This window comes from Enterovirga sp. CN4-39 (assembly GCF_049446235.1).
Taxonomy (GTDB): Bacteria; Pseudomonadota; Alphaproteobacteria; order Rhizobiales; family Beijerinckiaceae; genus Enterovirga.
The window spans coordinates 150,154-163,315 of the sequence record NZ_JBMSEF010000012.1 but is presented as its reverse complement, the minus strand read 5'-3'; the positions used below and the strand labels follow the sequence as shown (position 1 = coordinate 163,315).

General features: G+C 68.1%; 10 protein-coding genes. 4 read left to right on the top strand and 6 right to left on the bottom strand.

What is annotated here, in order from left to right; translation table 11 throughout:
• Window positions 1–503 precede the first annotated feature (503 nt).
• From ACO2SS_RS19430 to ACO2SS_RS19420, 3 genes are all read right to left on the bottom strand, one after another.
• Complete coding sequence (locus ACO2SS_RS19430; protein ID WP_423279416.1) at window positions 504–2,219, bottom strand: cation:proton antiporter; 1,716 nt, start codon at window positions 2,217–2,219, stop codon at window positions 504–506.
• 590 nt (window positions 2,220–2,809) lie between these two features.
• Entirely contained in the window at window positions 2,810–3,409 is a 600-nt protein-coding gene (gene wrbA / locus ACO2SS_RS19425; protein ID WP_423279415.1) for an NAD(P)H:quinone oxidoreductase, read from the bottom strand.
• A gap of 89 nt (window positions 3,410–3,498) precedes the next feature.
• Window positions 3,499–4,455, bottom strand: coding sequence for a LysR family transcriptional regulator (locus ACO2SS_RS19420; protein WP_423279414.1), 957 nt, complete (start codon window positions 4,453–4,455; stop codon window positions 3,499–3,501).
• Window positions 4,456–4,610: 155 nt separating this feature from the next.
• On the opposite strand from ACO2SS_RS19420, the gene ACO2SS_RS19415 reads away from it, so the two are divergent.
• From ACO2SS_RS19415 to ACO2SS_RS19400, 4 genes are all read left to right on the top strand, one after another.
• Window positions 4,611–5,588, top strand: a complete 978-nt coding sequence (locus ACO2SS_RS19415; protein ID WP_423279413.1) for a Bug family tripartite tricarboxylate transporter substrate binding protein — start codon at window positions 4,611–4,613, stop codon at window positions 5,586–5,588.
• A 108-nt stretch (window positions 5,589–5,696) separates the two neighbouring features.
• Window positions 5,697–6,371, top strand: coding sequence for a tripartite tricarboxylate transporter TctB family protein (locus ACO2SS_RS19410; RefSeq protein ID WP_423279412.1), 675 nt, complete (start codon window positions 5,697–5,699; stop codon window positions 6,369–6,371).
• Between the two features lie 39 nt (window positions 6,372–6,410).
• A complete protein-coding gene (locus tag ACO2SS_RS19405) occupies window positions 6,411–7,958 on the top strand; it encodes a tripartite tricarboxylate transporter permease (protein ID WP_423279411.1) in 1,548 nt (515 codons plus the stop codon).
• A gap of 172 nt (window positions 7,959–8,130) precedes the next feature.
• Window positions 8,131–9,102 carry a tripartite tricarboxylate transporter substrate-binding protein gene (locus ACO2SS_RS19400; protein ID WP_423279410.1) on the top strand — a complete coding sequence of 324 codons (972 nt, stop codon included), beginning with the start codon at window positions 8,131–8,133 and terminating at the stop codon, window positions 9,100–9,102.
• 102 nt (window positions 9,103–9,204) lie between these two features.
• Here ACO2SS_RS19400 and ACO2SS_RS19395 read toward each other — a convergent pair whose 3' ends face one another.
• Genes ACO2SS_RS19395 through ACO2SS_RS19385 form a run of 3 tightly spaced genes read right to left on the bottom strand, consistent with a single transcriptional unit; the run spans window position 9,205 to window position 13,125 of the window.
• A complete protein-coding gene (locus ACO2SS_RS19395) occupies window positions 9,205–11,181 on the bottom strand; it encodes a PAS domain S-box protein (protein WP_423279409.1) in 1,977 nt (658 codons plus the stop codon).
• 52 nt (window positions 11,182–11,233) lie between these two features.
• Window positions 11,234–11,458 (bottom strand): DUF2783 domain-containing protein, encoded by a 225-nt coding sequence (locus ACO2SS_RS19390; protein WP_423279408.1) that lies wholly within the window; start codon window positions 11,456–11,458, stop codon window positions 11,234–11,236.
• The gene (locus tag ACO2SS_RS19385) at window positions 11,455–13,125 is read right to left on the bottom strand and encodes an FAD-dependent oxidoreductase (RefSeq protein WP_423279407.1); all 1,671 of its coding nucleotides are present in this window, start codon (window positions 13,123–13,125) and stop codon (window positions 11,455–11,457) included. The genes ACO2SS_RS19390 and ACO2SS_RS19385 overlap by 4 nt, the downstream gene beginning before the upstream one ends.
• Between the last annotated feature and the right edge of the window lie 37 nt (window positions 13,126–13,162).

Here is a 13,162-nt window from a genome sequence, read left to right as displayed (position 1 = left end):
CGGTAGCTCGTCAGGCTCATAACCTGAAGGTCGTTGGTTCAAATCCAACCCCCGCAACCAAACCCAAAAAGCCCGCCACGCTCACGCGCGGCGGGCTTTCTGCCGTTCCAGACCCACGAAGCACGTCGAGGCAGCGGCCCTACCCTGACCAGCTCACGGGCTGCCGCCGCTCGCGCCGCCAGTGCTCGGCCCACCAAAGTTGCGTCTGTCGCGGGGCGCCTGGGCGACCCGGGACGCCCGAAAGGCCGTCCTCTGCGTCGCATCTCAATACGGCTGCAGCTTCGGGCAGTAGGGGAGGGGAACGGGGCCGGCGCGGCGACTCGCTCGCTGTGCCGCCGCCGGGGCTGCGGCCGAACGGTTGAGACCCGCAACACGCAACCTGTAGGCACCCGCACCGCGCCGGTGGGGTACGGGTTCTGCTCGGGAGGGCGAGGCCCTGCGAGCCGCTTCCGCGCCATTTGGGCTCTCGCGGCCGACCAACCGCGGGGCGGAGAGCTGTGGCCTCAGGCGACGCGATTGCGGTTCTCTCGCGAGCGTCGCTCGGCGACGCCCCCGATCACGCTCGTCAGCTCCGGGTGGTCGTCGAGAAACCGCAGCAGGTTCCGCCGGCTCAGCGCCTGCAGGTCGCAGAAGTCGATCGCCGTGACGTCGGCCGTCCGGGAGAGACCAAGCAGAACTCCCATCTCGCCGAAGAAGCCTCCCGGACCGAGGCGGACCGTTCGCCCGGGAAGGGAGACTTCGACCTCGCCCGATTCGATGAAGAAGATCTCGTCCGCGACATCGCCCTTCCTGACCAGCCTGTCCCCCGGCGAAGCGTGGATGGGGACGAACAGGGACGCGAGCTCGGTCCTGGCCTCAGGCGGCAACCGTTCGAAGATCGGGAATCGGTCCGCAACCTCCGCCGAAGTCAGGGAGGAGCGGGTCTGCGCGGCAGCCTCGGCGGCCTGCTCCTCCTCGAGCCTGCGCTCGAGCCGCGCGAATTTGAGCTGCCGCTGGGCCTTCCCGAGCAGGCGCCCCGGCAGGACGGTCAGGCACTGGCCGAGCGGGTGGACGAGCCGGAACGCGAAGGGATTCAGCAGGATCGACAGGATCGCGCCGGCCAGGATGAGATCCCGCCCGACCGACGGCATCAGCTGCAGGGAGATGCCGAGGCCGGCGAGGATGAAGGAGAATTCGCCGATCTGCGCGAGGCTGGCTCCGACCATGGCGGCCGTGCCCGCCGGATAGCCGAGCATCATGACGATCGCCATGGCGATGACGGTCTTGCCCAGTACGATGATGAGGAGGGTGGCCGCAACGGCCGCGGGTTCCCGGATGAGCACGGAGGGATCGAAGAGCATCCCGACGGAGACGAAGAACAGGACCGCGAAGGCGTCCTGCAGGGGGAGGGATTCCGTTGCCGCCCTGTGGCTGTATTCGGATTTTGCGAGAACCACGCCCGCGCAGAAGGCCCCGAGCGCGAACGACACGTCGAAAAGCTTGGCGGCCGTGAGGGCGATCCCGAGTGCGGCGGCCAGGACCGCTAGAGTGAAGAGCTCGCGCGAGCCGAGCCGCGCGACCTCCCTGAGAAGCGGAGGAAGGACGCGCGGGCCGATCAGGAGCATGATGGCGAGGAAGACGCCCACCTTCACGATCGTGGTCGCGAGGCTGATCAGGGCATCCCAGGTCGAACTCGCCCCCTCCAGGTTGCCGCCGAGGGTGCCCGCGAAGGCGGGGATCAGGACCAGGGCGAGGACCATCACGAGGTCCTCGACGATCAGCCAGCCGATCGCGATGCGGCCATTCACTCCGCCAACCGCGTTCCTCTCCTCCAGGGCTTTCAGAAGGACGACCGTGCTGGCGACGGAGAGGGACAGCCCGAACACCAGCGCGCCCCCGAAGGGCCAGCCCCAGGCCATCGAGACGGCGACGCCGATCGCCGTCGCGAGGACGATCTGCCCGACCGCGCCGGGGATGGCGACGCCCCGCACCGCGCGGAGATCCTCGAGTGAGAAGTGAAGCCCGACGCCGAACATGAGGAGGATGACGCCCACTTCGGCAAGCTGGCCCGCCAGGGCCGCGTCGCCCACGAAGCCGGGCGTGAACGGCCCCATCGCGATCCCGGCCAGCAGATAGCCGACGAGGGGCGGCAGGCGCAGACGCGCGGCCGCGAAACCAAGCACGAAGGCCAGCAGGAGGCCGAGGGAGATCGTGAGAAGAAGCGTCGTATCGTGTTCCATCAACCCTGCTCAGGAAGCGGCGCTCGCCGGCCAGCCTCTATTCAAGACCGGCCGTTTCGCCTCCGTATCATGTCCTTCGTTACTTCAGCGACGCGCCGGATGGTGTCGGACGGCCGGCCGGACGATTCTGCAGGGGCGGGCCGCCGAAGGGCGGACCGCTCACGATTCCAAGCGGGGTCGAATTCGCCCGAGGACCTTCTCCTGCCAGGCTTCCGTCATGTTCATACAATCATGTCGGGTCTGTTGCGTCTGACGACGCAGCCTGCGGCAGCTTGATTTCGGGACGCGAAACGAAGCCTGGGGGAAGGCGAGGCAGGAATAGCTCGCGGCCTGTGGGAGGCGACGCCCGCCTCAAGCCGCGCGGGGCTTGAGCGACGGCACGATACCGGCCGGCTCGCAAGCCGTGCCGTTGCCCCGCCGGACGGATCGGCGGGGGAAGAGGGCAGGCCAGCAGGCCGGCCCTCGATCCAGCGGCGCTCGATCAGCGTGGCTGGACCGGGATGCCGCAGGATCTCATCAGAACGGCGGAAGGGGTCCGGCAAAGCCCAGGGCTGGCACCCGGGCCGAGCTTCGGATCGGCCGCGACTGGCTCAGCCCCTCAGCTTCGCCGCAGTTTCCGCGACCAGGTTGCCCTGGAAGCGCGCGGCGTCCTTTTCGATCTGGCTCGGCTGCCGCTGCCCCTGGCCGCCCGCGATGGTGGTCGCACCATAGGGGGCTCCGCCCACGATCTCGTCCAGCGTCATCTGTCCCTGGAACGAGTAGGGCAGGCCGACGATGATCATGCCGAAGTGCAGGAGGTTCGTGATCCCTGAAAACAGGGTCGTCTCCTGCCCGCCATGCTGGGTCGCGCTGGACGACATGACGCTGCCCACCTTGCCGGTCAGCTTGCCGGTTGCCCAGATGCCGCCTGCCTGGTCCCAGAAGTTCGACATCTGGGACGCCATGCGGCCGAACCGGGTCGGGACGCCGACGATGATGCCGTCGTATTCGGGAAGCTCCGCCACGGTCGCGATCGGCGCCGCCTGGTCGAGCTTGAAGTGGGATTGCCGCGCGACCTCATCCGGCACGAGCTCGGGCACGCGCTTGACCACTGCCTCTGCGCCCGCTTCGCGCACGCCCTCGGCCGCCGCGTAGGCCATCTGCTCCATGTGGCCATAGCTCGAGTAATAAAGAACCAGGATCTTGGTCATCGTGTTCTCCCGTCTAGCTCTGCCAGAGCTAGCCGGCCCGCTGCGCGGAGGCGAGGGGCGAGATCTTGCGGGTACGCAAGGTGATCTTTTCAGGTCTGCGCGGTTTCTGCCGGATCCGCTGTGTCCCGCCCGTGCCGAGAAAGCCCTTCGATCTCGGGACGACGCGCCGCGATGGCGGCGGAGACGAAGTCGAGAAAGACCCGCACCCGCGGCGACTGGCGCAGGTCCGGGTGGGTCAGAAGCCAGAGGCTGGCCGAGAAATCCGCGACCGGCGGCGCCAGGCGCACGAGGTCGGCCCGGCCGTCGCCGATGAAGCAGGGGAGGTGCCCGATTCCGATGCCGGCCTCCACCGCCTCTGCGAGGCCGAGGACCGTGTTCACGCGATAGACGATCTGCTCCGGCGAGACCTCCCGGCGGAGGAACCGCACGGCTTTCACGTGGGAGAGGTTCTCGCCGAGCGAGACCCAGTTCCGCGTGGCCGTAAGGGTAGCGAGATCGAGGGACGAGCCGTCGAACTCGTCGCGGCGGCCGTAGAGCGCCCAGGCGATCGTCGCCGCGCGCCGGCCGACCAGGGTTTCCGGCGGATCGTCCGTCGCCCGGATCGCGACGTCCGCATCGCGCTTCGACAGATTCAGGGCCTGGTTCGCGAGCACGACATCGAGCTGCACTGCCGGATGCTGCGCGCGGAACCGCGCGAAGATGGGCGTGAGAAGGTGGACCAGCAGCGAGTCGTTGGTCGTGACCCGAAGCTCGCCGGAGGCGGCGATCTCCCGCCCGACGAGGCGGCGCGTGAAGGACGTGATGTCGGCGTCGAGTCTCACGGCGAGCGCCGCCATCTCTTCCCCGGCCGGTGTCGCGGCATAGCCCGAGCGATGCCGCTCGAAGAGCTTGGTGCCGAGCGCTTCCTCGAGCTGTCCGAGGCGCCGAAAGATCGTCGAATGGTTGACGCCGATATCGGCTGCCGCACCGGCCAGCCCGCGGGCCTCCGCGATGGCCTTCACCAGGCGGAAATCGTCCCAGGCCAGGTTCTTGAAGGGTTCGCCCAAAGCTGCCGCCCAGGTTCTCGCAATGCTGAGGAATGTGACGTGCGGTCGCGCGATGCAAGCCTCGCCGAGCGGCTCTTGCCCTCGAACCGGGCATAAGCCTCTGTTAAAGGCGCGCCCAAGCAGGCCGCCATCGGCGCCACGGAGGACACCCCTTCATGAAGAAACTTGCATCCGCCGCCCTCGGCATTGCCATGGCGCTCGGCCTCTCGGGCCCGACCCTCGCCCAGGCGACCTATCCGAGCCGGCCGGTCCGCGTCGTCGTGCCGTTCGCGGCCGGGGGGACGACCGACATCTTCGCCCGTCTGATCGCCGACAAGCTCAGCCAGTCGCTCGGCCAGCAATTCATCATCGACAATCGCGGCGGCGCGGGAGGCAATATCGGGACGGATGCCGTCGCGAAATCCGCACCCGACGGCTACACCCTCGTCATGGGCACCGTGGGCACGCATGCCATCAATGCGAGCCTCTATTCGAAGATGCCGTACAACCCGCTCACCGATTTCGAGGGCGTGGCGTTCGCGGCCGGAGTGCCGAACCTGATGGTCGTCAATCCGAAGAACGTGAAGGCAACGACCGTTCAGGAGTTCATCGCGGAGGCGAAGGCCTCGACGCGGAAGCTCAACATGGCCTCGTCCGGGAACGGCACCTCGATCCATCTCTCGGGCGAGCTGTTCAAGCAGATGGCCGGCGTCGAGATGCCTCACGTGCCCTATCGGGGCTCGGGCCCGGCCATCAACGACCTGGTGGGCGGCCAAGTGGACGTGATGTTCGACAACCTTCCCTCCTCGATCGAGCAGGCGAAGGCCGGCAATCTGCGGGCGCTGGCCGTCACCTCGGCCCAACGCTCCCAGGCGCTCCCTGACGTGCCCACGCTCGCCGAGAGCGGGTTGCCGGGCTTCGAAGCCTCGAGCTGGTTCGCCCTCTACGCGCCGAAGGGGACCCCGCCAGAGATCGTGGCCAAGCTGAATGCCGAGGTGAGAAAAGCCCTCGAGGGCGAGGACCTGAAACGCCGGTTTGCGGAACTTGGCGGCGAGATGAAAATCATGAGCCCGGCCGAGCTCATGGCCTACACTCGGGCCGAGCACGGGAAGTGGGCGCAGGTCGTCAAAGCGTCTGGCGCTAAACTGGATTGAGGCACTTTTGCGGCGCGGCGCACTTGATCGCGTCGCGGCGACTGTGCATCAACCTCACTTCGAGAACGCCACAACAGGCGGCCGGTCCGCCTTTTGGGAGGAAGATTCATGCATGCTGGAGCTGACCGCAGCCCGGCGGGGCGCGGCGTCATACGCGGCCCCCAGAGTCTCGTGTCCGGGTTGGTGCTGGTCGCACTGGCGCTGTTTGCGCTCTGGCTGACGAGCGACCTGCCGCAAGGCACCCTCCGCGCCATGGGCCCGGCCATGCTGCCGAGATGGCTCGCTGTGGGGGTTGGCCTCTGCGGACTGGCCCTGGTCGTCATCGGCTTCACGCATGATGGCGCCCCCCTCGAGGCGTTCAGCCTGCGGGGGCCCGTCTTCGTGGGCATCGCCATCGTGTGGTTCGGGATGACGATCCGGGGTTTCTCGCTCGGTCCGCTGCCCGTTCCGCAGCTTGGCCTTCTCGGAGCAGGCCCGATCGCCATGATGATTGCCGGTTTCGCAACCGCGGAGGCGCGGTTTCGCGACCTGGTGATCCTCGCTCTCGCGCTGACCTGCTTCTGCATGCTGCTGTTCGGGGACCTCCTGAACCTGCCGATCCCGATGTATCCACAGACCTTTGCCGACCTGTACCCGTCCGGCTGGTCGAGCGAGGGGCGGCTGCGCGCGACGGCCTTCGGCCTCGCCGTGCTCGCCTTCGGGATCTTCCTCGCGACCCACCGGCGCCGCCCGGCTCACGAGCCGATCGACGTCGTGCCCGACGAGCATGCGGGCACGGTCTGATGTTCGCCCCGGCCCTCTTCTCGTGACTGGACCCGTTTGATGGGCGACCTTCTCGCAAATCTCAGCCTCGGCTTCGGCACCGTCTTCGGGCTGATCCCGGTCGACATTCCCGGGCTCGGCGTCGTGCCGATCCCGCTGAATATCCTGCTCTGCTTCGTCGGCTGCCTCGTCGGCACCCTCGTCGGCGTGCTGCCGGGTGTCGGCCCGGTGGCATCCATCGCGATGCTGCTGCCGATCACCTTCAAGTTCGATCCGACCGGCGCCCTCATCATGCTCGCCGGCATCTATTACGGCGCGCAGTACGGCGGTTCGACCACCGCCATCCTGGTGAACATCCCGGGTGAGGCGACGGCCGTCGTCACGACGCTCGACGGTCACCAGATGGCCAAGCGCGGCCGGGCGGGCGTCGCGCTCGGCATCGCGGCGATCGGCTCCTTCTTCGCGGGCTGCGTCGCCACGGTCTTCATCGCGGCGGTCGGCGCCCCGCTGACGCGGCTCGCGCTGATCTTCGGGCCGGCCGAGTACTTCTCGCTCATGGTGATGGGCCTCGTCTTCGCCGTCGTCCTGGCGCGCGGCTCGATCCTGCGCGCCATCGCCATGATCCTGGTCGGCATCCTGTTCTCAACGGTCGGCACCGACCTCGAGACGGGGCAGGAGCGCATGACCTTCGGCATGCAGTTCCTGTCGGACGGCATCGACTTCGCGACCCTCGCGATGGGGCTCTTCGGCGTCGCGGAAATCCTCCGCAACCTCGACCACACCGAAGTTCGCGACGTGGTCAAGCAGCGGATCGGACGCCTCCTGCCGAGCATGCAGGACCTGAAGGATTCCGCGAAGCCGATCGTGCGCGGCACCTTCATCGGCGGCATCCTCGGCATCCTGCCCGGAAACGGCGCGGTCCTCGGCCCGTTCGCGTCCTACACGGTCGAGAAGAAGCTCGCGAAGGATCCCCGCCGGTTCGGGCAGGGTGCCATCGAGGGCGTGGCCGGGCCCGAGAGCGCCAACAATGCCGGCGCGCAGACCTCGTTCATCCCCCTGCTGACCCTCGGCATCCCGCCGAATGCCGTCATGGCCCTCATGGTGGGCGCCATGACGATCCACGGCATCGTGCCGGGCCCGCAGGTGATGACCAAGAACGCCAACCTGTTCTGGGGGATGATCGCCTCCATGTGGGTCGGCAACCTCATGCTGCTGATCATCAACCTGCCCATGATCGGGCTCTGGGTGCGCCTCCTGAAGGTGCCCTACCGGCTGATGTTCCCGGCCATCCTGATGTTCTGCTCGGTCGGCATCTACTCGATCAACTCGCTGCCTACGGACGTGTTCTTCATCGCGTTCTTCGGGCTGATCGGATACTGCCTGATCAAGTTCGGCTTCGAGCCCGCGCCGTTGCTCCTCGGCTTCGTGCTCGGCAAGCTGATGGAGGAGAACCTCCGGCGCGCGCTCATCATCTCGCGCGGCGACATGATGACCTTCGTCGAGCGTCCGCTCTCCTTGGCGCTGCTGGTCATCGCCGTCGTGATGCTGGTGCTCGCGCTGCTGCCATCGATCCGGAAAAGCCGCGACGAAGTCTTCGTCGAGGATTGATCGTCTCCCGCCGGGGACGGAGCTCTGCTTCGTCCCCGGCCTCTTGCGGCGGGCCTCAGTTCCTGCGCCGCGCCGGCTTGCATCAGCCCAAAGACGGAGGCGGGGGCCGGCAGCCCAGCCTTGCGGATGCAAGATCTTCCGACGAGAAGACCCTTTCACACGGGAGGAATCCTTGAAGCGACTTCTCACTTTTGCCGCGGCGCTCGGTCTGACGGTTGGCGCCGCCGCGGCGCAGACCTATCCGCAGCGTCCGATCACCATGATCGTGCCCTTCGCGGCAGGCGGGCCCACCGACGTCGTCGCGCGCATCGTCGGCGATCACATGTCCCGGACGCTGGGCCAGCAGGTCGTGGTGGAGAACGTCGCCGGCGCCGGTGGCACGACCGGCATCACGCGGGCCTCGCAGGCTGCGCCGGACGGCTACACGATCATGATGGGGCATATGGGTACCCACGGCGCCGCCCCGGCCCTGTACCCAAACCTGAAATACGATCCGGCCAAGAGCTTCGACCCGATCGGCATGGCGGCCGGCACCCCCATCGTCATCGTGGCCAAGAAGGACTACCCGGCTGCCGACCTCAAGGCCTTCCTGGCGCACGTGAAGGCGAACGACACCAAGACGAACATGGCCCATGCGGGCGTCGGCTCGGTCTCGCATTCCACCGGCGTGCTCTTCACCTCCGTCCTGGGCGTCAAGCCGACCATGGTGGCTTATCGCGGCACCGGGCCGGCCCTGAACGACCTCATGTCGGGGCAGGTCGACTTCATGACCGACCAGATCGTGAACGTGGCTCCGCAGGTCACCGGCGGCACGATCAAGGCCTACGCCATCGCCACCCCGCAGCGCTCGCCGGCGCTCCCCGACGTCCCGACGACGAAGGAGGCCGGGCTCGACGGCTACGAGGTCTCGGCCTGGAATGCCGTCTTCGCGCCCAAGGGCCTGCCGCAGGACGTGCGCGCGAAGCTGGTCGATGCCCTGAACAAGTCGCTGTCGGACGAGAACACGCGCAAGCGCCTGCTCGATCTCGGCGGCGTCATTCCCGAGGGTGCGGATCGCGGCCCCGAGGCGCTGCAGAAGCTGGTCGAGAGCGAGGTCGCCCGCTGGACGCCGGTCCTCAAGGCGGCGGGCGCGGTGGCGAACTGAGCCGATAAGCCGGAACCCGCGCAGCGTCGCGCCAGACCGTGGCGGGCAGCCCATGCCCGCCGCGAGTCCCGATACTGGCGGTCGGCGTCTCGCCGCCCGCCGCTACTTCGTCCGGAAGGCAAGCACCTGGGCGGGCTCCCCGGCGACGCTTGCCGCGACGGCCCGGGCCAGGTCCCGTTGCAGGAACGGCTTGCTGAGCCGCGTGACCGGCATGCTGGGCTCGTTCTGCAGATCCGCATAGCCGGTCGCCAGGATGATCGGCACGCCGGCCGAGATCCTCTGCACCTCCTCCGCCAGCTGAAGGCCGGTCATGCCCGGCATGAGCTGGTCCGTGATGACGAGGTCTACGCGATGCTGGCGCCGCAGGATCCGAAGCGCCTGCTCGCCGGAATTGGCCTCGAACACCTCGTGGCCGAGATCCTCCAGCATCGCCGTCGTGTTCATCAGGACGAGGCTGTCGTCGTCCACCACCAGGATGGTCAGCTTCTTCTGGTTCGGTGACGCGGCAGGCCCGGCCGGCTCGTCTTCTGTATCCTCGGGTTTCGCCACTTGCGCGATGGGCAGCCAGATCTCCGCCGTGGTGCCCTTGCCCTTCGTGCTTTCCAGGACGAGGCCCCCGCCCGACTGATCCGCAAAGCCGTGGATCATGGAGAGACCGAGACCCGTGCCCTTGCCGACGCCCTTTGTGGTGAAGAACGGCTCGATGGAGCGGGCCAGCGTCTGCTCGTCCATGCCCTCGCCGCTGTCCTTGACCGACAGGCAGACATAGCGGCCGGGGCGAAGGCCGGCCTTGTTGCCGAGGGCGAGTTCCGCCTCCCGCCCGGAGATGATGATCGCCCCTCCCTCGGGCATGGCGTCGCGCGCATTCACGGTCAGGTTGAGGAGCGCCAGTTCGAGCTGGTTCGCGTCTGCAAGCGCGGGCGCCAGCCGCAGCGGAAACTGCGTGTCGATCGTGATGCTCGGGCCGATCGAGCGCTGAAGAAGGTCCGCCATGTCCCGCACGAGCGTCGGGACATCGACGGGAGCCGCTTCCAAGTCCTGCCGTCGCGCGAAGGCCAGCATGCGGCGCGTGAGCGTCGCGCCCCGCTCGGCCGCCTGGATCGAGTTCTCGATGAGCTGCTGCAGCTTCGGGTCGGGGGGCAGCTTTTTGCGCGCGAGGTCGAGGTTCCCGAGCACGACCGCGAGCAGGTTGTTGAAGTCGTGGGCGACACCGCCGGTCAGCTGGCCGATCGCCTCCATCTTCTGCGCCTGGACGAAGCGCGCACGGGCCTCCTCGAGCGCCTCCTGCGCGGCCCGGCGCTCGGTAACGTCGCGCGTGACCTTGCCGAAGCCGATCAGCTTGCCGTCCTTGTCCCGGATCGCGTCGATGATGACATGCGCCCAGAAGCGGGTGCCGTCCTTGCGGATGCGCCAGCCCTCCTGCTCGAAGCGTCCTTCCCGGGCGGCGGTCTCCAGCGCGCGCCAGGGCAGTCGCGAGAGCCGGTCCTCCTCCGTGTAGAAGCGGGAGAAGTGCTGGCCGACGATCTCCTCTTCCTCGTAGCCCTTGAAGCGCTGGGCGCCGGTGTTCCAGTTCGCCACGCGACCCTCGGGGTCGAGCATGTAGATGGCGTAGTCGTGCACGCCCTGGACGAGCAGGCGAAAGCGCTCCTCGCTCTGGCGGAGGGCGTCCTCCGTGGCCTTCCGTTCGGTGATGTCGCGGGTGATCTTGGCGTAGCCGAGGAGAACGCCGTCCTCGTTCCGGATCGGGTCGATGACGACATGCGCCCACATGAGGGTGCCGTCCTTGCGGACGCGCCAGCCCTCCTGCTCGAAGCGTCCTTCCTCTCGGGCGGTCCGCAGCGCGCGCGCCGGCAGACCGGTCGCCTTGTCCTGCTCGGTGTAGAAGCGGGAGAAATGCTGCCCCAGGATCTCCTGCCTGGTGTAGCCCTTGTAGCGTTGCGCGCCGCGGTTCCAGCTCGACACGAAGCCATTCGGGTCGAGCATGTAGATGGCGTAGTCGGTCACCGCCTCGACGAGCAGCCGGTAGCGTTCCTCGCTGAGCAGGCTCGGGTCGCGGCTGTCGGGGACTTGCTGGTTCACGCGCGTGCGATGTTGATCGATGACCGCAAAGGCGCACAACTCCTCAATTTGTCTAGGGTTCCCGGCTCCCGTTCTCTGGTGCCCCTAGTGAGTCCCTCGCCCGCGCGATCAGGGTAAGCACCCGCTCCGAATCCCCGATTTCGCCGGCGAGCAGGAGGACGAGACGTGCGTGGAGGGCAAGGCTCTGCTCGGGGTCGAGACCCGCATGGGCATCGATGAGGGCCTCGTAGAGCTCGTCCCCTTGTCCGCCGAAGGGAGTGGCTGGTCCGGACGTCATGCCGCTGCCCTCGCCGGCTCGTCGAGGTGGCCCGTCGCCCGGGCATAGGCGCGCTGGAGCGCTACGGGGTCGAAGCCGGCGAACCGTGCCGCGATATGCTGGTCCGGCCGGATGAGGTAGGTCACGCCGGGCCTTCCGCCATACCGCTCCCGCGCAATCCCTTCGGCATCGACGAGGGTGGCGAGCGCGCTTCGCCCGAGTGCTCGCGGCGCGATGGCGAGCAGACGCATCTCCGGCGGGAGGGTCGGCCAGGTCTGCGGGTCGCGCTCCTCGCCGTCCACGAAGACCATCGCCGTGAAGCCATCGCCGAGCGCCCCGAGAAGCCAGCAGCTCCGGCCTTCGCTGTCCTCCATCGGCGCGTCCGGGCAGATGGCCCCGGGCCGCGTCATCTCGGGGAGGCGGGTCTCGTCCGGGGTCTGGAGGACAAAGCCGTCGAGCAGGCAGGGCCGGGAGAGGCGGCCTCCATTGACGAGGCTGCGGGCGAAGGGATGCTCGGCGGCGAGCGCCAGGACGGCGTCCCGGTAGGCGCGCTCGACCGCCGTCTTGGGCGTCATGAAGCGGGTCGTACGGGCGGAGTTCAGGACGTTCTCGTCGGCCCCGCGTCCGCGCTCCTCGTCGTAGCTCGCCATGAGCTCCGGTTGCGCCTTGCCCTCGACCACGAGCGCCAGCTTCCAGGCGAGATTGTCGACGTCCTGGATGCCGCCATTCCCGCCCCGCGCCCCGAAGGGCGAGACCACGTGGGCGCTGTCGCCGGCGAAGATCACGCGGCCATGCACGAGACGGTCGAGCCGGGCGCATCTGAACATGTAGACCGACGCCCATTCGAGCTCGTACTCGACGCCCTTCCCGAACACGGCCTCGACGCGCGCCCTGACGCGGTCCGGGGCCCGTTCCGCCTCGGGATCGGCATGCGGCCCGAGCTGGAAATCGACCCGGTAGACGTCGTCCGGCTGGCGATGGACGAGCACGCTCTCGCCCGGGTCGAAGGTCGGTTTGAACCAGAAATGCCGCTCGTTCGGACGCTCCGCCGGCAGCCGGACGTCCACGATGAGGAAGCGCTCCTCGAAGAGCTGGCCCACGAGCTCCAGGCCGAGGACCTTCCGGATGGGGGAGCGGGCGCCGTCCGCGGCGATGACCCACTCGGCCTGCAATCCGTAGGGGCCGTCCGGCGTCTCGATGCCGAGGCTGACGCCGGTGGCCGATGCTTCGACCCGCGTCACCTTGTTCTTCCAGCGCAGGTCGATCAGGTCGGGAAAATCCCCCGCGCGCTCGACCAGGTACTGCTCGACATAGTATTGCTGCAGGTTGATGAAGGCCGGCATCTTGTGGCCGGGCTCCGGCAGAAGATCGATCGAGGAGATCTCCCGGTCGCCATGGTAGAAGCGGCCGAGCTTCCAGGTCACGCCCTTCGCCACCATGCGGTCCCCGACGCCGAGGCGGTCGAAGATCTCGAGCGTGCGCTTCGCCCAGCAGATCGCGCGGCTTCCGACCGACACGACGTCGTTGTCGTCGAGGACCACGCTCTGCACCCCGCGCAGCGCAAGGTCGATCGCGGCCGAGAGCCCGACGGGGCCGGCCCCGACGATCGCCACCGGGTATTCCCCCGCCGCGCCGTCGAGTTCGGGCGCAAGCCGGTAGGGAAACGGCCTGTACTCGTAGGACGCCATCGTTTCCTCCGCGGGGGCTCTGGGCCGGCCGCTGCTC